The sequence below is a fragment of the Bacillus thuringiensis genome (genome assembly GCF_022095615.2).
Taxonomy (GTDB): Bacteria; Bacillota; Bacilli; order Bacillales; family Bacillaceae_G; genus Bacillus_A; species Bacillus_A cereus_AG.
Map to the genome: position 1 here is coordinate 3,570,207 of NZ_CP155559.1, position 23,406 is coordinate 3,593,612.

Genomic DNA, 23,406 nt, shown 5'->3' on the forward strand with positions numbered 1-23,406 from the left:
TCAAAAACATTTGTTCATTGAAAAAAGTCATCGAAGCGATGACTGTTATTGTGCAGGTTGCTCTATCCCTTGGTTTTTTATCACCAATCTTTGGTGAAGTTCTTTTCCTGTATCCAATGGGTAAGCGACCACTTGGCCATTCAGTTTAACTTCAACATTCGTTGCATTTCCAATATTAAGTCGCACTTCTTTTGCTGTTGATACATCATGTTTTTCTACTTGACCCTCTTGTACTGTAGTGTTTAGAATCACATTCCCAGCATCATCTTTAACATCTACATAACTCGCACCTTTACTCGATATTTCCAGTTCTAATGTTTTATTATTATGAATTTCCAAAGTAGATACTATACCAGTTGTTCCAACTACTTTCACTTCTTCTTTTCCAGTTGGCTGTGCTGGTTGTTCTTCTTTCTTTGGCTCTTCTTTCTTTGGTTCCTCTTTTTTCGGCTCTTCCGCCTTCACTTCTTCTTTCTTCGTATCTAACGGAGAGTTTTCCGCTTTTTTAACTTCAATTTTCTCACTTTGAGCATTCGGAACTTTCTCATCATTTTTTCCAATTAACGCTTGAAAAACAAACCAAATTACCACTCCAAATGCAATTACTAACAGCGCAACTAAAATTTTCGGCATATGATCTGCAATTGGCCATGATGAAGATTTTTGCATTGTTTCTTGTGTTTTTTGTCCAGTTGATACTTGTGGAACGTCGCGTTTTTCAGATTGTGGTATCGTACTCTGATATTCTACAAGCAGTTCCTCTCCATTTAATCCAACCGCATCTGCGTATTGTTTAATGAATGCACGCGCATAAAAAGCTCCTGGCAATACATCATAATTGCCTTCCTCGATCGCTACTAAATGGCGTTTTTGAATTTTTGTCATCTCATGCAGCTGATCCATAGACAAGCCTTTCGTTCCTCTGGCTTCTTTCAGCTTTTGTCCTAATTCTGTCACTACTAACACCTCAATATTTCTTTAAAAGTCAAACATAGAGAAATTATTTTGCGTACCTTGCTCAATTTCATCTACTAAATTATATTGAATTTCTTCATCATAATCGTTACGCAACTCGATAATATAATCAAAATCATCCAATGTGTATTCTGACTGACTCACAAATACATCAGGATGTTCCACAACTTTCGTTGCAGGCAATCTCATAATTTCACGAACAAGCTGCCAATGCCTTTCGTTAGCACGCTTTGTTGACACGATTCCATCTAGGATGAAAATATTGTCGTCGCTATACTCATCTTCAATCAATTGACTACGAACTGTTTGCTTAATAAGAGTAGATGATACAAATAACCATCTTTTATTTGCACAAACACTTGCGGCAACAATGGATTCTGTTTTTCCAACACGAGGCATTCCTCGTATCCCGATTAGTTTATGACCTTCTTTTTTCATTATTTCAGCCATAAAGTCTACAAGTAACCCTAATTCATCACGTACAAATCGAAATGTCTTCTTATCGTCTGCATCTCGTTGTATGTACCTACCATGTCTAACCGCTAACTTATCTCTTAGCTTTGGCGGACGATATTTCGTTACCGTTATGTTATCCATCGTATTTAAAATTGATTCAAGTCTAGAGATTTGCTCTTGATTATCACACATAAGGAGTAATCCACGTCGTGCATTATCTACACCATTAATTGTGACAATATTAATGCCGAGCATACCGATTAACGAAGAAACGTCACCAAGCAAGCCAGGTCGGTTTTTATGTATTTCATATTCAAAATACCATTCAATCATCCAAGATCACTCCCCTTGCTTACTTTACACCTACGTACTATATTATATGATTTCACCTTAATAGGGAAGCTAAATGTATAATCTAACCCGCGTTATTATTATACAAAAAAAATAGAGAGGAGAATCTCCTCTCTATTTTTACTTATGTTGTACAAACTTCACCATTAAGTTTGCGATTGTATGTTGCTCTTGTTCATCAGCAACTTTCCAAAGCTCAGACAGTAATTTCTCTTGATCGTTGCGCGCTTCTACTTCATTTGCTAAATAATCACCAACACGAAATGCCATATCTGATACAGCACCACCATCAAGACCTTTTCCTGACGCCTGTTCTAAACGCTCTCCTAAAAAGCTCTTCCATTGATCAAAATTATCTAAAACTGACATGTTTAAGCACCTCACTACTTAGTAATAGAATCATGCTTAATTTGTACAGTTTTTTATTTTTTATGTAAGAATTTTTTAGCAATGCCAACCGCCATTCACTCCGATAATTTGTCCAGTTATGTAAGATGCACCTGGTGATACGAGGAACGACACTGTTTTCGCTACTTCTTCTGGTAATCCCAACCTGCCTAACGGAATCTCTTCAGCAATTTCATTCTTATCCTCTTCTGAAAATACATGTAACATTTCCGTTTCAATCGCACCTGGTGCCACCGCGTTAACCCTTAATCCACTTAATGAAACTTCTTTTGCTAAAGCTTTCACATATGAATTTTGTGCACCTTTTACCATCGAGTAAAGTACTTCACATGATGCGCCAATTTGTCCCCATATAGACGAAATAAGTACAATATTACCGCTTCTCTGCTGAATCATAGATGGCAGCGCCATTGATAATAATTTATAGATGCTCTTCACTTGAAGTTCTACCATATAATTCAATTCATCGTTCGTTACATCTGTTACTAATCCAAAGATACTCTTCCCAGCTGCATATACGATAACATCAAGAGGATGTTCAATTTGTCCCCACAATTGCTCCGCCCCATCACTAGAAGCCAAATTCGCTTGAACAGGAATCACTTCCCCCCACTCTTTCTGCAACTCATTCACTTTCTCTTCACCGTTATTATAATGAACATATACTGTATATCCATCTTGAATTAATTGTTTTGAAATAGCAGAGCCAATCCCTCCGCTTCCTCCAGTTACTAATGCATACTTTTTCATATAATTCCTCTCTTATCCCAACAAAATGTTTTTCCTACAAATAAATAATACCCTCATCTTACAATTTATCAATGATAAGATGAGGGTATTATTATGACACCTTTTATTTTTTCGGTAAAACTTGACAAACACTCATTCTTTCTTCTGATAATAATAATTTGGCTACTTCTTGTAAATCTTGAACAGTTAGACTTTCTAATACAGTCAATGCCTCAAACAGACTAGATTCATTAAACGCATATCGTGTAAATTGATTTGCAATATATTCCGGTGAATTTAAGGAGCGTAAAAAGCCACCTATTTTCTTTTTCTTTACTCGTTCTAATGCCGCCTCGTCTAATTGATCATAATTTGTGTTTAATAAAATACCTTTCAAACGCTCTTCCAGCTCATCAGGTTTCTTCGTATCACCGCCAACCATTGCAAAACCGAAGTTATTCTCTTCTGTATAATCATACGAGAACGAATCATCAATAAGTCCTTCATTATATAAAGATTCGTAATGAACAGAGCTCTTCCCAAATAAATAATCTAAAAGTAACGTAAGCGCAATTTCTTGTTTTAAAAGGGCTTTCCCTTTTTCTTTTAAATTTGTCGCTTTAATACCTACTAAACATTTCGGTGTTTGTACAGGCATTGAAATAATTTTCTTTTTTTCATTTACCTCATCTGGTTCTTCTTCAAATGAACGTACAATTTCTGGCTGGTTTTTATAATCTTTTTTCGCTTGATTTTCACGTACTAAATCCATTGTTTTCTCTGGATCAATTGCGCCCACAACAAATAGTAACATATTGCTCGGATGATAAAACGTTTCATAACATTCATATAATAGGTCTTTTGTAATTTTACTAATAGACTCGATTGTCCCTGCAATATCAATTTTAATTGGGTGCTTTACAAACAAGCTATCAATTAATCCAAAGTATAAGCGCCAATCTGGATTATCTTGATACATTTGAATTTCTTGCCCAATAATCCCCTTCTCTTTTTCGACTGTTTTTTCAGAGAAGTAAGGCTCTTGTACGAAGTTTAGCAATGTATTTAAATTTTGTTCTACATTTGATGTACATGAAAAAAGGTAAGCTGTTCTTGTGAAAGATGTGAAAGCATTTGCTGATGCTCCTTGTTTACTAAACAATTGGAAAGCATCGTGATCTTCTTTTTCAAATAATTTATGCTCAAGAAAATGAGCAATTCCATCAGGCACACGAACCATTTCTTCTTTACCTAGTGGCACGAATGTATTATCCATAGAACCATATTTTGTCGTAAACGTTGCAAATGTTTTATTAAATCCTTGCTTCGGTAAAATATATACATCTAATCCATTAGGAAGTTTTTCATAATAGAGTGTCTCTTTTAATTGCTCATAAACAATTTTCTCCATTTATTCTCCCTCCGTTCCATGTAAAAAGTAAATTGTATCTAGTTCAATATTTTTAGCAACTTTCACAATCTCTTCTTTCGTCACACTCTCAATACCTGAAAGCCATTCTTCAACCGGACGCGTACGGTCTGAAATAATACCATGATACAGCATTTCCACAAATCCGCGCGGTGTATCAATCGCCTCTAATATTTGATTTTGAATAACACTTTTCGTTTGATGCATCTCTTCTTCTGAAAAATCACCATTTTGCATCGCTAACATTTGTTCTTTAATAATCTCAACAGCTTTTTCATAATTTTTCGCTTCGATTCCTGACATGACAAACAATAAGCCTTTATGACTTTCAAAGCGGGATGCCGCATAGTACGCTAAACTATTTTTTTCGCGAACATTAACGAATAACTTCGAATGTGAAAATCCTCCAAACAGTCCATTGAACAATTGCAGTGCGAAATAATCTTCGTCTTTATACGTAATAAACGTACGATAACCGATGTGTAATTTACTTTGTTTTAATTCTTGTTTTTCCACAACTTCTTTTTCTTCATTATTTCTCTTATGAAGAAGTACATTTCTTTCTCTTACAGGACGCGCTGAAACAGAAAAATACTTACTTACAAGATCAACTGCGTTTTCTGAAATATCACCAATAATATATAAATCCATTTCATCTTCTGCTAACACTTTTTGATAATATTGATACAAACTTTTATTTGTAATAGAAGAAACACTCTCTTTTTTCCCATTTGCACTTAAACGATACGGTTCTACTTTGCACATTTCTTCAATTAAACGCTCGTTTGCATAGCGCATTTTATCATCATACGTAGCTTCAATTCGCTGCAAGAGCGCTCTTTTTTCACTTTCTACGATAGAAGGTAGAAAACCATTCCCCTCTGTTGCTGGATGTAAAACTATATCCGATAACATAGAAAGCGCTTTTTCAAATAACGGTGGTGCATCATGCAAATATACTTCATTTGCAATGTCTACATAAATAGAGATGATATGGTCTTCTCCTTTTTTACTTACATCGACTGCCAAAGAAGATCCGTATAATTCTTCTAAATATTGACGAAGACGAATTACAGAAGGAAGCTTTTCTGTCGCACTTTGCAATACGTATGGCAATAGTGCACGCTCTGTCACCGTCTCCTCATTTAAAGGTGCTTTAAAACGAAATACAAAAGTATTTGTTTTATATTTATCAGTTGGAATAATATGTACTCGCAAACCACCTAACTCGTGTAACTGTTGTTCCATCAGTTTCATTTATAGCCCTCCTTTACCTATGTAGGAATATTCCTCTTCAATATACAGTTTTTAGAAATAAAAAATCAACTTTTCTTCCTTATTATGCTTACATTCAACTCTTTCTAAAAACTTTAATATGTAAGGAACATAGTAAAATTCCGTATTACATATATTCTATGTAAAAAAGCCCGCACTAATGTGCGAGCTTTTTTATGCTTACAAAATACTTATCGTTTTCCTTTTTCATAAGGGGTTCCTAATGCTTTCGGAGCTTCAGAACGACCTACAAAACCAACAAGTGCTAATATTGTGAATACATATGGTAATATCGTTAATAAAACACTCGGAATTTGATCTAACACAGGAATTGTTCCACCTGTTACACTTAACGATTGTGCAAAACCAAAGAATAACGCTGCACCTAATGCACCTAGTGGATTCCACTTCCCAAAGATCATAGCAGCTAATGCTAAGAAACCTTGTCCAGTAATAGTTGCCCCTGAGAAGTTATTAGAAATTGACATTGCAAAAATTGCTCCACCAATTCCAGCAAACACACCTGATATACAAACACCAATATAGCGCATTTTATATACGTTAATCCCCATCGTATCAGCTGCCATTGGATGCTCACCAACTGCACGAAGACGAAGACCAAACGGCGTTTTATAAATAACATACCAAACAACGAATGCTAAAATAATAGCAATATACGACGTTATCGGTACGTTAGAGAAGAATATTTTCCCTAAAACCGGAATATCCGAAAGACCTGGAATATCAATCTTTTCAATACGGTACTGAATAAAATCAGTCTGTCCTTTATCAAAAATCTTCTTAATTGCAAATACAGTTAATCCAAGAGATAAGAAGTTAATCGCTACACCACTTACAACTTGATCCGCTCGGAATGTAATAGATGCTACCGCATGAAGTAATGCAAATAACCCACTACCAATTGCCGCAAATAATAATGCAATCCACGGAGTCATCGTTCCCCAAGTATCACCCATTAATAAGTTTGTAACAACTCCAATAAATGCACCAAATAGCATTAGTCCTTCTAATCCGATATTTACAACACCCGATCGTTCACTAAATACACCACCTAGTGCTGTGAAAATTATAGGTGCTGATGTATATAACGTACCCGTCACAAGAATGGCTAATATATCTAAAAAGCTCATTTATTTCCCCTCCTTGCTCATGCGTGTAAGCGCCCATCTTAACACATAACTACATGCAACAAAGAAGATGATACATGCAATAATCACATTAATAAGCTCTGATGGTACATCTGCCTCAAAGTTCATTTGAGGGGAAGCACTTTTCAAACCACCAAATAATAAAGCTGAAAGGATAATACCAAACGGATTATTCCCTCCAAGTAAGGCTACGGCAATCCCGTCAAATCCTACTCCTGTAAACGAAGACATTGCTGTCATACTTTGGAATGTTCCTAACCCTTCCATCGCTCCACCAATCCCCGCAAATGCACCCGCAATTGTCATAGAGAATACTACATTACGAGAAACTTTCATACCAGCATATTGGGAAGCATGTTGATTAAATCCTACCGACTTTAATTCATACCCTAAAGTTGTTCGATCTAATAAGAACCACATTAAAATAGCAATTAAAATTGCTACAACAATTCCCCAGTGAAGGCGCGAACCATCAGTGATGGCAGCAAGCCAGTCTGAAGATAATGACGCACTCCCTTTGATGTCATACGTTTTATCATTACCCTCGTGCAAGAAACGCTTAATAATGTCATATGTTACGTATAACGCAATATAGTTCATCATAATTGTTACAATAACTTCATTAACTTGAAATTTCCCCTTTAAATATCCAGGGATGAAACCCCAAATTCCACCTACCAATGCTGCAAATAAAATAGATAACGGAATGTGCAGAACAGCTGGTAGCGACACTGCATAACCGAACCAAACTGCTGCAAGCCAACCAACTAGTAATTGACCCTCTACCCCGATATTAAATAAACCTGTACGAAATGCAAACGCCACTGATAAGCCGGCAAGAATAAGTGGTATCATTGTACGAAGCGTTTCACCTATTGCACTTGGGCTACCGAACATTCCTGTCCAAAGTGCACTATAACCAACAATCGGATCATAGCCACTAACTAGCATTACAATCGCTCCGACAAGTAAGCCAAAAATAACGGATAGTACTGGGACTAAAATATTTATCGTTCGTTCTGTTAAAAGTTTTTTAGCCATTTGTACCCACCTGCTCCTTCTTTGTTCCTCCAGCCATTAACAATCCAAGCTGTTGTTCATTCGTTTCTTTCGCATCAACAATTGCTACGATTTTCCCTTCATAAATAACAGCAATTCGGTCACTAACATTTAAGATTTCATCTAACTCTAGAGATAAAAGTAATACACCTTTTCCTTTATCCCTTTGCTCTATTAATCTCTTATGAATAAATTCAATTGCTCCTACATCTAAACCACGTGTTGGTTGTGCCGCGATTAATAAATCTGGATCACGGTCTACTTCACGTGCAATAATTGCTTTTTGTTGATTCCCCCCAGATAAAGCGCGCGCTAACGTTTGCTCACTAGGTGTACGTACATCAAACTGTTCAATAAGTGCCTTTGCTTTTTCTGTAATTTTACTAAAATTTAAAATCCCTTTCTTTGAGAAAGGATTTTTATAGTACGTTTGCAGAACTATATTATCTCTAACTGAAAAATCAAGAACAAGGCCGTGTTTATGACGATCTTCTGGAATATGACCAATTCCTTCTTCTGTTATCCTTCTAACAGGCCAATTTGTTATTTCTTTTCCTTTAATTGCAATAGAACCTGACTCAACTTTTCGTAAACCAGTAATTGCTTCTATTAATTCACTTTGTCCGTTTCCATCAATCCCTGCAATTCCAACAATTTCCCCCGCACGAACAGTTAAGTCAAGGCCTTTTACAGCAGGTAGTTGACGTGCATCGTGAACGACAAGATTTGCAATTGAAAGTACCTCTTCTTTTGGCTTCGCGTCTATTTTTTCTGTTTTAAAATTCACTTGACGTCCGACCATTAATTCTGCAAGTTTATTTTCATCCGTATTTGCAACGTCAACCGTTCCAATCCCTTTTCCTTTACGAATAATCGTACAACGATCGCAAACTTCCATAATTTCTTTCAACTTATGTGTAATAAGAATAATAGATTTTCCTTCTTGTACAAGCTTTTTCATAATTTGAATTAGCTCATGAATTTCTTGCGGTGTTAACACAGCTGTCGGTTCATCAAATATTAGAATTTCTGCCCCACGGTAAAGTGTTTTTAAAATCTCAACACGTTGCTGCATACCAACTGAAATATCCTGTATTTTCGCATATGGATCTACAGCTAAACCGTATTGTTCGGACAGTTTTTGAATTTCTTTTGCAGCTTCCTCAACAGCAATTTTCCCTTTTTTCTTCGGTTCATTTCCAAGAATAATATTCTCTGTAACTGTAAAATTATGAACAAGCATAAAGTGCTGATGAACCATTCCAATACCAAGGTCATTTGCCACATTCGGATTGGTAATGTTTACAGGCTTTCCTTTAATTTTAATTTCACCTTGTTCTGGTTGGTACAAACCAAATAGTACATTCATCAATGTGGATTTCCCTGCACCATTTTCTCCAAGTAAAGCATGTATTTCTCCCTGCTTTACTTGCAGCGTAATATCATCATTCGCTACAATGCCTGGGAATACTTTCGTAATGTTATTCATCTCAATTACGTATTCCATTGTGTTCCTCCTTTTAACAGGGAACATTCCCCTATTACACTATTAACTTATTAAGCAATTTGGAAGTTTTATACATACAAAGGTTAGTTCTATGAACTAACCTTTGCTATTTCTCTATTTATTTTTTTAGAGAAGCTTCATATTCTTTATACTCTTTATCTGTAGCTGGTACTTTAATTTCACCATCTGTAATTTTCTTTTCAAACTCTTCTACTTTTGTTAAAATTTCAGGGTTAACTTTTTTCACGTTGTCAGTTGTTTTTGCGATACCAACACCGTCATCTTTTAAGCCAAACGCTTCTACTTTACCGCCTTTTAATTTACCATCTTTCGCTTCTTGTGCTACTTTTTCAACAGCGATATCTACACGTTTTACCATTGAAGTTAATGTTACGTTTTCAGGCATACCTTCTTGGTTTTGGTCACGGTCAACACCAATTACCCAAACATTTTCACCTTTTTTCTTACGGTTTTTCGCTTCAGTGAACACGCCGTTACCTGTACCACCAGCAGCATGATAAATTACATCTACACCTTGACCATACATTGCTGAAGCAAGAACTGTACCTTTTTCCGGTTTATCAAATGCTTCTGCATATTCAGATACGATTTCAATATTTGGATTTACTGCCTTTGCACCAGCTTTAAATCCATTTTCAAATTTACTAATTAAATCACTCTTCATTCCACCAACAAATCCTACTTTATTCGATTTTGTTGACATAGCTGCTACCGCACCTACAAGGAATGAACCTTCATGATCTTTAAATGTAATGCTTGTTACGTTCGGTGCATCTACAACAGTATCCACAATTGCGAATTGTTGTTTTGGAGCTTCTTTTGCTACTTCTTTAATTGCACCTTCTAATTTATAACCGATTCCGAAAGATAAATCATACTTATCTTTTGAAAATTTCTTTAAGTTTGGAATATAATCTGCTTCTTTTTCAGACTGTAGGTAACGATAATTTGTCTTTTCCTTTAATTCATTATCTTTACCAAACTTTTTCAAACCTTCCCAAGAAGATTGGTTGAATGATTTATCATCCACGCCCCCAACATCTGTTACCATACCAACTTTAAATTCTTTATTTTCTTTCTTGTCACTGCTCGCCTTATCCGAGTTACCACATGCACCTAAAACCGCACTTGCTGCTAATGTTAATGATAATAAAAGACCTGTTTTTTTCTTCATACTAGAAACCCCTCCTGAAATTATATATATATCTTTATTCTTACGCTGCTGTCCCTAACTTCTTGCTGTCACCTCCCTAAAATGGAACTTACCTACATACGTTTTCTTAATACGTGGAAGCTAAACTTGTCAGCTCTAAAGTAATTGATAGAATATAAGATTGGCTCATCATTTTGATCATAGTGCATTTGTTTTAAAACTAGCAGTGCCGTTTCAGGTTCACATTCTAAAATCGGTGAGATTTTAGAATGGTAGCCAATTGGCTCAATGTGAGCAACTGCATATGTGATACGTTTGTGCGTATTGTTATGTATCACTGTAAGCAATGATTCTTCGTTGTATCCCGATAAATCTGGCAAGATTTCTTTTGCAAGTTTATCGATACAATATACAACAGGTTCCCCATCTGCTGTACGCACACGCTCAATCATTACTGCATTAAAACCATCTTCACTATTAAACTTCTCTTTTTCTTCTTCTGTTAAACTTGTTGTAGATGATGATAAAAAGATAGTTCCTGGTGTTTTCCCCACACTAGAAATCATATCTGTAATACTAGAAAGTTGTTCAATCCCAGAAGAAAATAATGGCTTTGCATTTACAAATGTTCCTACACCATGTCTACGAATGACAACATTTTCTTCTTCTAAAATACGCAGCGCTTCCCTTAAAGTCGCCCTACTTACACCAAGTTCTTTTGCTAAATCAAACTCTGATGGTAACTTCTGCCTTTCTTTGTAAGCTCCATCTTTAATTTTTTCTTTGATGTGATCAATCACCCGTAAATATAGGTGACGACTATCGGATTTTACTGACATAAGACTCCCCCGCATTTCAATTATTCGACCTCTGATGTAAGACTTCTTTTCTCTTTTTTCAACTTACAACATAATAAAAATTGCTAAATACTAAAAATAAGCTTAATTGTCGAATAAATATTAATAATTTTTTAAGATGAAATTTTCACTCTTTATGGCATAAAAAAAACTTTGCACCATAAACATTCCTCATTTCGAGAAAAAGTTCGGTACAAAGATCTCTTACATCCTTTGTTACACACTTTTCCCCTCATAGTCCAGCAATTCATGGTTGCCGGGTAGAAACTTATGGACCTTATCTCCAAGATTATATGAGGCAGTGATTCTTTTCGAAGTAATCTTACCACTTGCTCCCATACGTGTCAACAAAATTTAACATTTTTCTACATTAAATATCGAACATTCATTAAAAACACAATCAAAGTATTCGTATTCTAAAGAATCACTTTATATGTAAGCCCTTTCTTTATTGCTGAATATAGTATATAACAAAACTAGCATATAAAAAAGCCTAATTGTAAAAACAATTAGGCTTTTTTTATGAACTTTTTTCTTGTACATCATTAATGAGCACTTCTCGTGGTTTACTACCTTCATACGGACCTACTACACCATTCATTTCCATTGCATCAATTAAACGGGCAGCTCGCGTATAACCTACTCTAAACCTACGTTGCAACATAGAAACAGATGCTGTTTGCATTTCCACTACAAGCTGAACTGCTTCATCATATAATTCATCTTCTACTTCCTGCTTCGTATCAGGAACATCTTGTGGAATCATATCTTCTTGATATTGCGCTTTTTGCTGACCAATAACATATTCTACAACTCTCTCAACTTCATCATCGGATAAAAATGCACCTTGTACACGTACAGGCTTAGATGCACCAATTGGTATAAACAGCATATCTCCACGACCTAGCAGTTTCTCTGCACCACCACCGTCAAGAATTGTACGAGAGTCCGTTTGAGAAGATACCGCGAATGCAATACGCGATGGAATATTCGCTTTAATAACTCCCGTAATAACATCAACTGATGGACGCTGCGTCGCAATAATTAAATGAATACCAGCTGCACGAGCCATTTGTGCTAAACGCATAATCGCATCCTCTACATCTGATGAAGCAACCATCATTAAATCGGCTAACTCGTCCACTATTACTACAATATAAGGTAATTCCGGTTGTTTCGCTTCTGATTGACTATTATGTTCTTTAATATGATCATTATATCCTTCAATGTTACGCGTGCCACTATGAGCAAATAACTCATAACGTCGTTCCATTTCACTCACGACTTTTTTCAAAGCTTGTGATGCTTTTTTCGGATCAGTTACAACTGGTGTTAATAAATGCGGAACACCGTTATATACATTTAACTCTACCATTTTCGGATCAATCATCATTAATTTTACTTCATGTGGTTTTGCACGCATTAAAATACTAACAATAATACCATTAATACATACACTTTTCCCGCTACCTGTCGCACCAGCTACTAGTAAATGGGGCATTTTATTTAAACGTGCTAATACAGCTTCACCTGTAATATCTCGTCCAAGACCAATTAACAACTTCTCTTCCGGATGATTATTAGCCTTAGAATCAAGAACTTCTCTAAGCGTTACCATAGATACTTCTGAGTTCGGAACTTCAATCCCTACAGCTGATTTCCCGGGAATAGGTGCTTCAATACGAATGTCTTTCGCAGCTAAAGCAAGTGCTAAATCATCACTTAAACTAACGATTTTGCTTACCTTTACTCCCATATCAGGATACACTTCATATTTTGTAACTGCAGGACCTCTATGTACTTTTGTTACTTTCGCTTTCACTCCAAAACTTTGGAATGTACGTTCTAATTTACGAGCATTCTCATAAATTTCTGCATTTTCATTTGTAACTTGCTTATTCTTAGGAAATTTCAATATATCAATTGCAGGAAGCTTGTAATCTTTATTTTCTACATTTGAAAATTGCATTGGCGGGGCACTTGTTTCCGCCTCTAAAGATTCTACAATCTTTTCTCCACGCTTTTTCTTAGATTCTTCAACAGGCGGAGCCTCTTCAATAGATGGTGAAGTGATCAACTCTACTTCCTGTTCTTCGCTAATTCGTTTATTCTCTTCTTCATTTACAGGATAATTCTCAGTGAAATTCGAAATAATTGGAGGATCAATTGAGATCTCTTCCATCGGCTCAATAATCTCTTCTTGTTCTGCAGCACGTTTACTCCTTGTGCTTCTCGTTGTTTTTTTCTTTTCTGTTTGTTCAGCCGTCCTTTTGGATTTCCAATCTTTATAATCCCCTTGCATTACTTCAAATTGACTTCTAAGGATTCTTCCTACAGGGGCAAGTACTTCTCCAATATGCTTATTTGTTATACAAAGTATGCCGAGAATCACTAAAATAATACCAATGATATAAGCTCCTACTTCGTCAAATAAGAAGTAACACGTCGCGAACATAAGCGCACCAAACATACCACCGCCTAAATGAACGCTATCCGGCCCCTTTTTCATTTCAAGGAAGAAGTTATCTTTCGTACTCACAATAACAGAAGTATTTTGCACTGCTCCATCTTTCGTAAGAAGGTTAAATAATGTAATATGACTAAACATTAATATCGCCAATACTATTAAATAAAAACCAATTAACCGTTTATTTAAAAGGTTCGGCCATCCACGTTTGATAACAAACGAAACCGATAAAGCTATTACACCTAACACACCAATTATGTACCACTCACCAAAGAAGAAGCGAAAAAATAACACAAACGATTTCCCTACAACACCTAGCTGTAAAATCGTAATGATTGAAAGTGCAAAAAGAGTTAAACCGACGATTTCATAATACAAAGTTGGCTTTATCGTGCGTCTTGCTTTTGCCTTCGTCCCTCTTTGCTTTTGTTTTGCCATTTCTTCACCTCGTGTTCTACATGTAAGTAGGGCTTCCTTAAAAAAGCTTTACTTATATGTCTGTTTTCTCTATTTTTCAGGTCTTATATCTTCTATTTTTACACTTCTTGTAAATTGTTAAATAAACAGAAGAAAGCAGCCCTCTCATGGCTGCTCAACCGTCTTGTTTTTTATATTATACCATAGCTTCTAAACAAAATCCTTCTTTTTGCTAAAAGGTTATTTTCTGACCGGGCTCAAACTCTAAGTAGTGTAGCGGATCCGTACTTAACACACGTACAATAGAATAAAAGCCATGTTCTTCTTCAGAAACCATTAATTCAACACCGTTTATATTTACAACTTTTTGACTTTCACATTGTGAATAATCGGCTGGATATACAAGTTGCTCTGGCATAATTGTGTATAAAATCATTGTAACATTGTCCCTTCTGCACTATCATCCATGCGGGCATCTATTAATTCATTCAGTTTTCGAATTGCATTCCCAATACCACCGACATCATCTATAAGACCATATTTCACTGCATCTCCACCAATTACATTCGTCCCAATATCTCGCGTCAAATTCCCTTTTGCAAACATAAGCTCTTTAAAACGATCTTCTGTTACTTTCGAATGCTTCGTCACAAATCGTATGACTCTTTCTTGCATTTTATCTAAATACTCAAATGTTTGCGGCACACCTATAACAAGACCTGTTAGACGGATGGGATGAATTGTCATCGTTGCAGTTTCTGCAATAAATGAATAATCCGTAGAGACAGCAATCGGTACACCGATAGAATGTCCCCCGCCCAGAACAAGAGATACTGTCGGTTTCGAAAGCGAAGCTACCATCTCAGAAATTGCTAGCCCTGCTTCAACGTCACCACCAACTGTGTTTAATATTAAAAGTAAACCTTCAATTTTCGGATTTTGTTCAATCGCAACAATTTGCGGAATAATATGCTCATATTTTGTTGTTTTATTTTGCGGCGGTAATTGAACATGACCTTCCACCTGCCCAATGATTGTTAAACAATGAATACTCGATTCATTCATTTGTGGTACATTCGTTTGCCCTAGCTGTTGAATTTTTTCCACTATTGAAGCTTCTTTCCCAGTTTCTTTCGGCTCAGCCTCTTTCCCTTCATTTGTATAACGATCACGTTCTGTCATATCGCATCCCCTTTCACTCGTATATAACTATTATTTCTTAAGTTATAAATTTCATTCGATAGAGTTAAAAAAGAAAAAAAGATCACCCGTAAAGGTGATCTTTTTTTATACTTCCATAATAATCGGTAAAATCATAGGTTTTCTCTTTGTCTCTTCGTACAAGAACTGTCCTAATAATTCACGAATATTTTGTTTTAACATAGACCATTCAATTGAATACTCTTTAATCGATTGCTCAACAATCATACGTACAATCTCTGTAGAGCGGTCAATTAACGCTTCTGATTCACGAACATACACAAAGCCACGTGAAATGATTTCTGGACCAGAGATAATTTTCTTTTCATCTTTACCAAGTGTTACAACAACTACTAATATTCCATCTTGAGATAACATTTTTCTATCTCGAAGAACGATATTACCAACGTCACCTACACCTAAGCCATCAATTAACACATTACCGGCTTGTACTTTGCCAACTAAGTTTGCTTCATCGTCACCAAAAGCAATCACATCGCCTTTTTCTACGATAAAGATATTCTCTCTTGTAATACCTACATCTTCAGCTAAATATGCATGTGCTTTTTGCATACGGAACTCACCATGTACGGGTACAAAGTATTTCGGTTTCATTAAATTTAACATTAATTTTAATTCTTCTTGGCTACCGTGACCTGAAACGTGAACTTTTCTTTCACCGTAATAAATAACATCAGCTCCAGCTCTAAATAACAAGTCAATAATTTTCGATACAGATATTTCATTACCCGGAATTGGAGAAGCCGCAATAATAACCGTATCACCTTTACGAATTGAAATTTGTTTATGAGCTTGCTTCGCCATTCTAGAAAGAGCTGCCATCGGTTCACCTTGGCTACCTGTCGTTAAAATAGCTACCTTTTTCTCCGGGAAATTGTCTACTTCTTGTAGTGAAATAACCATACCTTCTGGAACATCTAAATAACCAAGACGTCTTGCGATATCTACCACTTTCACCATACTACGTCCTACAACCGCTACTTTTCGTCCTGTTTCAGCAGCTGCATCAAATACTTGTTGAATACGATGTACATTCGATGCAAATGATGCAACGATAATACGTCCTTCTGCACCGTAGAACACTTTAGAAATTTCTACACCAACTTCTTTTTCAGAACCTGTATAGCCTGGACGCTCAGCATTTGTACTATCAGATAATAAGCACAGTACGCCTTCATTTCCGATTTGTGCCATTTTTCCAAGGTCTGCTCCACTATTTCCAATTGGAGTTTGATCGAATTTAAAGTCTCCTGTATATACGATAGCACCTTTTGATGTATGGAAACAAACACCCACAGAGTCTGGAATACTATGTGTCGTCCCAAAGAATGACACCGTTGTAGTATTAAACTCTACTGTTGAATTTGAATCGATTGTTTTTAAGTCTACACGGCCTAACATACCCGCTTCGCCAAGTTTTTCTTGTATAAGTCCTACTGTTAATTTCGTTGCATACACTGGAATTGATAATTTACGAAGTACGTAAACAATTCCACCAATATGATCTTCATGACCGTGAGTAATAAATAAACCTTTTACTCGCTCTTGGTTTTCCACTAAATATGTAATATCAGGAATAACGATATCAATTCCAAACATTTCATCTCCCGGGAACATTAACCCTGCATCTACAATAAAGATTTCAGAATCAATTTCAACACAGTACATGTTTTTCCCGATTTCACCTACTCCACCAAGAGCAAATACTTTAACAGACTCATTCTCTTTTCTCTTCATGTTGTTGCCTGGTTTAAAAATCTTTCAAACACTGATTTCACTAAAATTGCAGAGACACCAGGGGAAACTCTACAACCACCATATATTCACCGTCCAAGACGAATGTCCTTACCGTTATGCGATATCATGTCCTTGTTTATTTTTTAAACCAGGTTTCACCTCTCTTTCATTATATAAATCAAATATCTTATTCGATATGATATGAAAATGTAATCAAATTATAATTTTTACCAATTTTGCTAAGCATACCCGTACTAAGCTACTTAGCCATATTATACCTGATACAAGAAATAGAACACAAGTTAAATCGTGCGAAAGAAAAAGTAAAAGAACGGAATTACAACAAAAATATCGAACGTATTTCCTTTATATTTACTCCGGTTTTGTATTCCATATTATTTTGAAGAAATAGCCATAAATACGCTAAATTAATTTCATACTATAGATTTTCAAGACTTATTTTTCTAAATTCGAACAAAAATAATTATATAATGAAGTTTTTTTATGAATTACGTCATATTTGAGACAATTCCTCTGAAAAACAGAATCGATAGTTTATTACGTTTATACAAATGTTTATTCTATAATAACTATGATTTTTTGATCCTTTTAAAAGGGTACGATTATTTTCTTATACATGTTGCAATACATAATGAAAAAGCGGTTAATGATCTTATAAGTATTCATGTAGATGAGAAAAGAGTGGCAAAGATTTTCATACCATAAAAAAATGACCTAGTACTATACTAGGTCATTTTTTATTAACGAGGGATAGATTGCATAACAGATTGTAACGTTACTCTTTCTTCTTCTGTTAATGGAAGAAGTGGTAAACGTACAGAACCTACATCTAATCCAACCATTTGTAACGCTGTTTTTACTGGCGTTGGGCTTGGCGCCATAAATAATGAATCCGTCACTCTTACAAGTAATTGATGTAATTTTTGCGCCTTCTTAAATTCTCCTGCTTGGAATGCTACAATCATTTCTTGCATTTCATTTCCAATAACATGAGATGCTACAGAAACGATACCTTTCGCTCCAACTGCCATAGCTGGTAACGTTAAACCGTCATCACCGCTGTATACTGCAAAGTCGTCCGCTGTTTTTTCAATGATTTCTGTCATTGTTAACACATCGCCGCCTGCATCTTTAATCGCAACAATGTTTTCTATTTCTGATAAACGAACAACTGTATCAACGGAGATTTGTACAATAGATCGTCCTGGAACGTTATATAGCATAACCGGAAGCGGCGTGCTTTCAGCAATTACTTTAAAGTGCTGATACATTCCTTCTTGACTCGGTTTGTTATAATACGGCGCTACTAGCATTACTGCATCAACACCAACTTCTGTTGCCTTTTTAGTTAAGTCAATAGAAGCATGCGTATTATTGCTACCTGTTCCAGCGATTACGGGCACCCTTTTATCGACAACAGATACGACATGGCGATATAACGCTACTTTTTCTTCTGAAGTTAATGTAGGAGATTCGCCTGTCGTTCCTCCTACCACGATTGCTGTTGTACCGTTATCTATTAAATAATTTACCAATTTCGTTGTCTTTGCAAAATCGATATTTCCGTTTTTATCAAACGGAGTTACCATCGCGGTTGCAATTGTCCCAAAATCTATCATGGTCTCACTCCTTATTGTTCCAGTTGCTTTTCTTTTGAAAGCTCAAACGCACTATGTAATGCATTTACAGCCTCCACTAAATCAGTTTCTTTTACAAGAACCCAAATTGTCGTATGGCTATCTGCCGATTGCAGAATTTGAATACCTTTTTCCGCTAAAGCTGTAACGATTTTCGCAGTAACCCCTGGGTATCCTGCCATTCCAGCTCCTACAATAGAGACTTTTGCACAATGCTCTGTCACAATTGGCTCATATCCAAGTTTTTTTAATAATTCAACTGCACGACTTGATACACTATCACTCACCGTATAAGCTACCCCAGTAGGTGAAATGTTAATTAAATCGACACTGATTCCTTCATTCGCCATTTCTTTAAACACATGCTGTTGTAAATCATATGCTGTTTCTTTTGCCAGCACTTTAATTTGCGTCACATTTGACACATGAGCAATACCTGTAACAGGACGTTCTTCTACATCACGACCTTTTGTCGCACCGTCCGATGCTGAAATAAGCGTACCTTCACTATCAGAATACGTAGAACGTACACGAAGTGGTACTTTGGCATGCATCGCAATTTCAACTGCACGTGGATGAACGACTTTTGCACCTTGATATGCCATGTTACAAATTTCATTGTACGTTACCGTTTGAAGATGACGTGCATCTTTTACAATGCGAGGATCCGCAGTCATAACACCTTCTACATCTGTGAAGATATCGATATATTCAGCATGAAGCGCAACACCTAACGCTGAAGCTGAAGTATCGCTCCCTCCGCGTCCAAGTGTTGTCGTATCACCTTTTTTCGTTTGTCCTTGGAATCCTGTAACGACGATTACATCTAGATTTTCTAGCTCTTCATGTATACGATCGCAATTCATTTCAATAATCTTAGCATTCGTAAAATCATCATTTGTTACAAAACCAGCTTGTGCACCATTTAACGCTGCTGCTTTTATACCATTCTCATTTAACATATTAGAGAAGACGATTGCTGAGATTAATTCTCCGCATGATAATAATAAATCTTGCTCACGATTAGAAATGCAAGATTCCTCTTGATTTACAAGACTTAACAAAGTATCAGTTGCATATGGTTCACCTTTACGGCCCATAGCAGATACGACAGTAACTACTTTATAACCCGCATCTAGCGATTTTTTTATATGATGAAGCGCATGCTTACGTCCATTTTCATCACGTACGGATGTGCCACCAAATTTTTGAACAATAATTTTCATATTTTGCACCTTCTCTTAGCCGTTTACACTAATTGTAATTTTACTAAGCGCTCTGCAATTTGAACAGAATTCCATGCAGCGCCTTTTAATAAGTTATCAGATACGACCCAAAGATGGAATCCTTTATCGTTATTTAAATCTTTACGGATTCTTCCAACGAATACTTCGTTTTTACCTACTGCAGTAGCTGGCATTGGATATAACTGCTCTTCTGGATTATCTTGCAGAACAATACCTTCCGCATTTGCAAGTAAGCTCTTGAATTCTTCTACTGTTACACCTTCTTTTTCTACTTCGATGTAAACAGATTCAGAATGACCTGATACAACTGGTAAACGTACACATGTTGCCGCTACTTCTAATTCAGGCATATGCATAATTTTTTTCGTTTCATTAATCATTTTCATTTCTTCAAACGTAAATCCATTATCTTGGAATTTATCAATCTGTGGAATCGCGTTGAAAGCAATTTGGAAATGCTTTTTATCACCTGATACAGGTAAAACATTTGCCTTCACTTCTTCACCATTTAAGATTGCTTGTGATTGTTCATGAAGTTCTTCAATCGCTGCCGCACCAGCACCTGATACAGCTTGATATGTGGAAACGATTACTCGTTTTAAACCATATTGCTGACGAACTGGCTCAAGAGCTACTACCATTTGAATTGTAGAACAGTTTGGATTTGCAATAATACCATTATGCTCTTTTAAGTCGTTTTCATTTACTTCAGGTACAACAAGTGGCACGTTTTCTGTCATACGGAATGCACTTGTATTATCAACAACAATCGCACCGCGCTTTGCTGCTTCTGGCGCTAATTGTTTTGATACAGATCCACCAGCACTAAATAGTGCGATATCTACTCCTTCAAAACTTTCAGGAGTTGCCTCTTGAACTGTAAATTCTTCGCCTTTAAATACAAGTTTCTTACCTGCAGATCGTTTAGATGAAAGTAACGTTAACTTCCCGATTGGAAATTCTCGTTTCTCTAAAGTATTTAACATTTGTTCACCAACTGCGCCGGTTGCTCCAACTACAGCGACATGAAAAGTTTTTTGCTTTTCCATCACTATGCCCCTTTCTAGATACCAATCCTTCTATAACTTAGAATTAGAAGGAGTATACAATACCCCTTCTAATCTTAATAACGTTAATTTTATCATATTCTACAGTAAGAATGATGGTTTCATCAAAAATTGTCCGTTTTTTTTCGTTTTTTAATTCATATATCTGAATTTTTCTACGACAACCGGTTGCAATTGCTTCCCTTGCAGCGCTTCTAATACTGTATCTTCCAGTAACTCCATACGAGCCACCATTGAGTTCGGTTTTTTCTCTGGTGCATCTTGGCCAAACGGGACGAAGTAGATGTTTTTCGTTGCCATTAGGCGCATGAGATTTACCCCATTAAGCCCCAACGCATCATTCGTCGAAACAGCCAACACGACAGGCTTGCCATTTCTTAGCGTCGCTTTCGCTGCCATTAATACTGGAGAGTCTGTCATTGCATTTGCAAATTTACTCATAGAATTTCCTGTTAGTGGTGCAATTACCATACAATCTAGTGGAATTTTAGGTCCTAGTGGTTCTGCGCCAACGATTGAATTAATCGCTTTAAAGCCTGTTACTTCTTCAATCTTTTTAATCCACTCTGCTCCTTCTCCAAATCTTGTATTTGTTGATTGAACAGTGTAAGAAACAACAGGACGTACTTCTGCTCCCTCAGCAATTAATTTTTCTAAATGAGGCATTACTTCTTCGTACGTACAATGTGAACCAGTAAAACCAAATCCTATTCTTTTCCCTTTTAAATTCATTCCCCATTCTCCTTTCTTGCTATTACGTCTTCTGCTAGTAACTGAGAAAGAACGTTCGCTAAAATTTGTCCTGCTGTTTTCGGAGCAACAATACCTGGTAATCCAGGTGCTAACAGCGCTTTGACCCCTCTTTTTTCCGCATATCTAAAGTCGGTACCGCCTGGTTTAGACGCTAAATCAATTACTAACGTATGAGCTGGCATTTTTGAAATGACATTCGCTGTTACAACGAGATGCGGAATTGTATTAATAACAATATCGATATTTCCTACTTCTTTCTCAATGTTTTGCATATGAAAAGGAGAAAACATCATTTCTGTAATACGTGCAATATGTTCCGATCGTCTTGCTCCAACTTTGACATGGGCTCCTAATGATTGAAATGCTCTGGCAACACTCATCCCTGTTCTACCAAATCCTAAAACCATTACATTGGAACCATGAATTGTATAGTCGGTATGTTGAATTACCATCATTAATGTACCTTCTACAGTTGGAATAGAATTGTAGATTGCCACATCATCACGATCAAATAATTTAACAAGTTTGCGGTTTGTAGTAGATACGAGATTTTCCAAGTAAGGCGTACCAATTCCTGAATATATAGTAAAGTGTTCTGGTGTATTTTCAATTTGTTCTTTCGTTATAGAAACTTTTTCGTTTGAAAAAATAGTATCTACTTCTCCCTTGGCATTTGTACCTGCAACTGGCAAAATAATTGCATCTACAGAAGTGAAATCTAAATTTTGTATACTTTCTTTTGCTGCCCCTGTGAAGCCATGATCTAACTGATCAAACCCTATCAATGAAAGTTTCGCATCCAATTCAACTAGCTTGCGAATTACTTCTAGCTGTCTTGCATCTCCTCCTATGACAGCAATATGCATCTCAGTCAACATTCCCTAATTCACCTTCTTTTTCTGTCATTTATAAGAAAAGTGCCTACTTTTTCTTTTTCCTCCACATCATATGTAATGTACGAGTTTTAGGTGATTGAAAAACATAAAGCACGTATGATTTATCCCGCTATTTGTACGCAGTTAAACCCCACCTTAAAATTCGGCATATAAGAGGACATTATACGGGAAATTGATTTCCGGTAAAGGCTCGATTCATGTGAGCTTTTACTCAGCGGCGAATGAACAAAAAAAGATGACCAAAATGGCCATCTTTCACTTCGAATTTGAACGATCTGTCATATCACAAAGGATCATATCATGCCCTACTTTTTTAATTTGACTCCATGCTACTCTTACTTCTTGTGGTTCCTTTTTAAAACCTCCCCATTTACCAGCAGGTATGATAAAAGCCTGTATTTTCCCATTCTTCTCATCGATTTCTAAATCCACATGGCCTAAAAATCCCATTTTTTCTGCTCTTTCTAAATTTACGATCTCTTTACCACTTAATTCGCTTAAACGCATACACTCTCCCCCTACCGAATTATGAATTTAAGTTATCCATAATTAGT

The 23,406-nt window shown here is 36.2% G+C and carries 21 protein-coding genes and 1 riboswitch; all 21 genes read right to left on the reverse strand.

Annotated features, from left to right (window positions below; all coding sequences use genetic code 11):
- Positions 1-45 precede the first annotated feature (45 nt).
- On the reverse strand, positions 46-957 hold the full coding sequence (locus KZZ19_RS18390; protein ID WP_237979312.1) for a helix-turn-helix domain-containing protein: 912 nt from the start codon (positions 955-957) through the stop codon (positions 46-48).
- A gap of 21 nt (positions 958-978) precedes the next feature.
- The gene (locus tag KZZ19_RS18395; protein ID WP_000574107.1) at positions 979-1,764 is read right to left on the reverse strand and encodes a DUF3388 domain-containing protein; all 786 of its coding nucleotides are present in this window, start codon (positions 1,762-1,764) and stop codon (positions 979-981) included.
- A gap of 138 nt (positions 1,765-1,902) precedes the next feature.
- Positions 1,903-2,151 carry a DUF3243 domain-containing protein gene (locus tag KZZ19_RS18400; RefSeq protein ID WP_000114455.1) on the reverse strand — a complete coding sequence of 83 codons (249 nt, stop codon included), beginning with the start codon at positions 2,149-2,151 and terminating at the stop codon, positions 1,903-1,905.
- 75 nt (positions 2,152-2,226) lie between these two features.
- Entirely contained in the window at positions 2,227-2,940 is a 714-nt protein-coding gene (gene ymfI, locus KZZ19_RS18405; protein WP_237979314.1) for an elongation factor P 5-aminopentanone reductase, read from the reverse strand.
- A 103-nt stretch (positions 2,941-3,043) separates the two neighbouring features.
- Positions 3,044-4,330 carry an EF-P 5-aminopentanol modification-associated protein YfmH gene (gene yfmH, locus KZZ19_RS18410; RefSeq protein ID WP_237979316.1) on the reverse strand — a complete coding sequence of 429 codons (1,287 nt, stop codon included), beginning with the start codon at positions 4,328-4,330 and terminating at the stop codon, positions 3,044-3,046.
- Positions 4,331-5,605: an EF-P 5-aminopentanol modification-associated protein YfmF gene (yfmF, locus tag KZZ19_RS18415; protein ID WP_237979318.1), complete on the reverse strand. Its 1,275-nt coding sequence runs from the start codon at positions 5,603-5,605 to the stop codon at positions 4,331-4,333.
- 209 nt (positions 5,606-5,814) lie between these two features.
- Positions 5,815-6,774 carry an ABC transporter permease gene (locus KZZ19_RS18420; RefSeq protein WP_000008857.1) on the reverse strand — a complete coding sequence of 320 codons (960 nt, stop codon included), beginning with the start codon at positions 6,772-6,774 and terminating at the stop codon, positions 5,815-5,817.
- Positions 6,775-7,833: an ABC transporter permease gene (locus KZZ19_RS18425; protein ID WP_088097471.1), complete on the reverse strand. Its 1,059-nt coding sequence runs from the start codon at positions 7,831-7,833 to the stop codon at positions 6,775-6,777.
- Positions 7,826-9,358, reverse strand: a complete 1,533-nt coding sequence (locus KZZ19_RS18430; RefSeq protein ID WP_088097472.1) for an ABC transporter ATP-binding protein — start codon at positions 9,356-9,358, stop codon at positions 7,826-7,828. The genes KZZ19_RS18425 and KZZ19_RS18430 overlap by 8 nt, the downstream gene beginning before the upstream one ends.
- A 118-nt stretch (positions 9,359-9,476) precedes the next feature.
- The gene (locus KZZ19_RS18435; RefSeq protein WP_088097473.1) at positions 9,477-10,553 is read right to left on the reverse strand and encodes a BMP family lipoprotein; all 1,077 of its coding nucleotides are present in this window, start codon (positions 10,551-10,553) and stop codon (positions 9,477-9,479) included.
- Between the two features lie 92 nt (positions 10,554-10,645).
- Complete coding sequence (locus KZZ19_RS18440; protein WP_000114178.1) at positions 10,646-11,371, reverse strand: GntR family transcriptional regulator; 726 nt, start codon at positions 11,369-11,371, stop codon at positions 10,646-10,648.
- Positions 11,372-11,604: 233 nt separating this feature from the next.
- Positions 11,605-11,706: riboswitch (purine riboswitch) on the reverse strand.
- 203 nt (positions 11,707-11,909) lie between these two features.
- Positions 11,910-14,294, reverse strand: coding sequence for a DNA translocase FtsK (locus KZZ19_RS18445; protein WP_088097474.1), 2,385 nt, complete (start codon positions 14,292-14,294; stop codon positions 11,910-11,912).
- 211 nt (positions 14,295-14,505) lie between these two features.
- Positions 14,506-14,709: a YlzJ-like family protein gene (locus tag KZZ19_RS18450; protein ID WP_000605023.1), complete on the reverse strand. Its 204-nt coding sequence runs from the start codon at positions 14,707-14,709 to the stop codon at positions 14,506-14,508.
- Positions 14,706-15,455, reverse strand: coding sequence for a translocation-enhancing protein TepA (tepA, locus tag KZZ19_RS18455; protein WP_000139828.1), 750 nt, complete (start codon positions 15,453-15,455; stop codon positions 14,706-14,708). Before tepA ends, KZZ19_RS18450 begins: the two co-directional genes overlap by 4 nt.
- A 105-nt stretch (positions 15,456-15,560) precedes the next feature.
- Positions 15,561-17,231: a ribonuclease J gene (locus tag KZZ19_RS18460; RefSeq protein WP_088097475.1), complete on the reverse strand. Its 1,671-nt coding sequence runs from the start codon at positions 17,229-17,231 to the stop codon at positions 15,561-15,563.
- A 761-nt stretch (positions 17,232-17,992) separates the two neighbouring features.
- Positions 17,993-18,871, reverse strand: a complete 879-nt coding sequence (gene dapA, locus KZZ19_RS18465) for a 4-hydroxy-tetrahydrodipicolinate synthase (RefSeq protein ID WP_088097477.1) — start codon at positions 18,869-18,871, stop codon at positions 17,993-17,995.
- A gap of 11 nt (positions 18,872-18,882) precedes the next feature.
- Positions 18,883-20,115: an aspartate kinase gene (gene dapG / locus KZZ19_RS18470; protein WP_237979321.1), complete on the reverse strand. Its 1,233-nt coding sequence runs from the start codon at positions 20,113-20,115 to the stop codon at positions 18,883-18,885.
- A gap of 23 nt (positions 20,116-20,138) precedes the next feature.
- Complete coding sequence (asd, locus tag KZZ19_RS18475) at positions 20,139-21,185, reverse strand: aspartate-semialdehyde dehydrogenase (protein ID WP_000414854.1); 1,047 nt, start codon at positions 21,183-21,185, stop codon at positions 20,139-20,141.
- A gap of 150 nt (positions 21,186-21,335) precedes the next feature.
- Entirely contained in the window at positions 21,336-21,935 is a 600-nt protein-coding gene (gene dpaB, locus KZZ19_RS18480) for a dipicolinate synthase subunit B (protein ID WP_001049480.1), read from the reverse strand.
- On the reverse strand, positions 21,932-22,834 hold the full coding sequence (gene dpaA / locus KZZ19_RS18485; protein ID WP_000954740.1) for a dipicolinic acid synthetase subunit A: 903 nt from the start codon (positions 22,832-22,834) through the stop codon (positions 21,932-21,934). The genes dpaB and dpaA overlap by 4 nt, the downstream gene beginning before the upstream one ends.
- A gap of 273 nt (positions 22,835-23,107) precedes the next feature.
- Positions 23,108-23,359, reverse strand: a complete 252-nt coding sequence (locus KZZ19_RS18490) for a YlmC/YmxH family sporulation protein (protein ID WP_237979323.1) — start codon at positions 23,357-23,359, stop codon at positions 23,108-23,110.
- Positions 23,360-23,406: the final 47 nt, after the last annotated feature.

Excerpts from the sequence above, each read along its gene's own strand:
- KZZ19_RS18445 (WP_088097474.1), bottom strand. The coding sequence starts at position 14,294 with ATGGCAAAACAAAAGCAAAGAGGGACGAAGGCAAAAGCAAGACGCACG.
- yfmH (WP_237979316.1), bottom strand. The coding sequence starts at position 4,330 with ATGGAGAAAATTGTTTATGAGCAATTAAAAGAGACACTCTATTATGAA.
- tepA (WP_000139828.1), bottom strand. The coding sequence starts at position 15,455 with ATGACAGAACGTGATCGTTATACAAATGAAGGGAAAGAGGCTGAGCCG.
- KZZ19_RS18490 (WP_237979323.1), bottom strand. The coding sequence starts at position 23,359 with ATGCGTTTAAGCGAATTAAGTGGTAAAGAGATCGTAAATTTAGAAAGA.
- KZZ19_RS18430 (WP_088097472.1), bottom strand. The coding sequence starts at position 9,358 with ATGGAATACGTAATTGAGATGAATAACATTACGAAAGTATTCCCAGGC.
- KZZ19_RS18440 (WP_000114178.1), bottom strand. The coding sequence starts at position 11,371 with ATGTCAGTAAAATCCGATAGTCGTCACCTATATTTACGGGTGATTGAT.
- KZZ19_RS18420 (WP_000008857.1), bottom strand. The coding sequence starts at position 6,774 with ATGAGCTTTTTAGATATATTAGCCATTCTTGTGACGGGTACGTTATAT.
- KZZ19_RS18425 (WP_088097471.1), bottom strand. The coding sequence starts at position 7,833 with ATGGCTAAAAAACTTTTAACAGAACGAACGATAAATATTTTAGTCCCA.
- dpaB (WP_001049480.1), bottom strand. The coding sequence starts at position 21,935 with ATGAATTTAAAAGGGAAAAGAATAGGATTTGGTTTTACTGGTTCACAT.
- yfmF (WP_237979318.1), bottom strand. The coding sequence starts at position 5,605 with ATGAAACTGATGGAACAACAGTTACACGAGTTAGGTGGTTTGCGAGTA.
- KZZ19_RS18450 (WP_000605023.1), bottom strand. The coding sequence starts at position 14,709 with ATGATTTTATACACAATTATGCCAGAGCAACTTGTATATCCAGCCGAT.
- ymfI (WP_237979314.1), bottom strand. The coding sequence starts at position 2,940 with ATGAAAAAGTATGCATTAGTAACTGGAGGAAGCGGAGGGATTGGCTCT.
- KZZ19_RS18395 (WP_000574107.1), bottom strand. The coding sequence starts at position 1,764 with ATGATTGAATGGTATTTTGAATATGAAATACATAAAAACCGACCTGGC.
- dapA (WP_088097477.1), bottom strand. The coding sequence starts at position 18,871 with ATGATAGATTTTGGGACAATTGCAACCGCGATGGTAACTCCGTTTGAT.
- asd (WP_000414854.1), bottom strand. The coding sequence starts at position 21,185 with ATGGAAAAGCAAAAAACTTTTCATGTCGCTGTAGTTGGAGCAACCGGC.
- KZZ19_RS18460 (WP_088097475.1), bottom strand. The coding sequence starts at position 17,231 with ATGAAGAGAAAAGAGAATGAGTCTGTTAAAGTATTTGCTCTTGGTGGA.
- dpaA (WP_000954740.1), bottom strand. The coding sequence starts at position 22,834 with ATGTTGACTGAGATGCATATTGCTGTCATAGGAGGAGATGCAAGACAG.
- KZZ19_RS18435 (WP_088097473.1), bottom strand. The coding sequence starts at position 10,553 with ATGAAGAAAAAAACAGGTCTTTTATTATCATTAACATTAGCAGCAAGT.
- dapG (WP_237979321.1), bottom strand. The coding sequence starts at position 20,115 with ATGAAAATTATTGTTCAAAAATTTGGTGGCACATCCGTACGTGATGAA.
- KZZ19_RS18400 (WP_000114455.1), bottom strand. The coding sequence starts at position 2,151 with ATGTCAGTTTTAGATAATTTTGATCAATGGAAGAGCTTTTTAGGAGAG.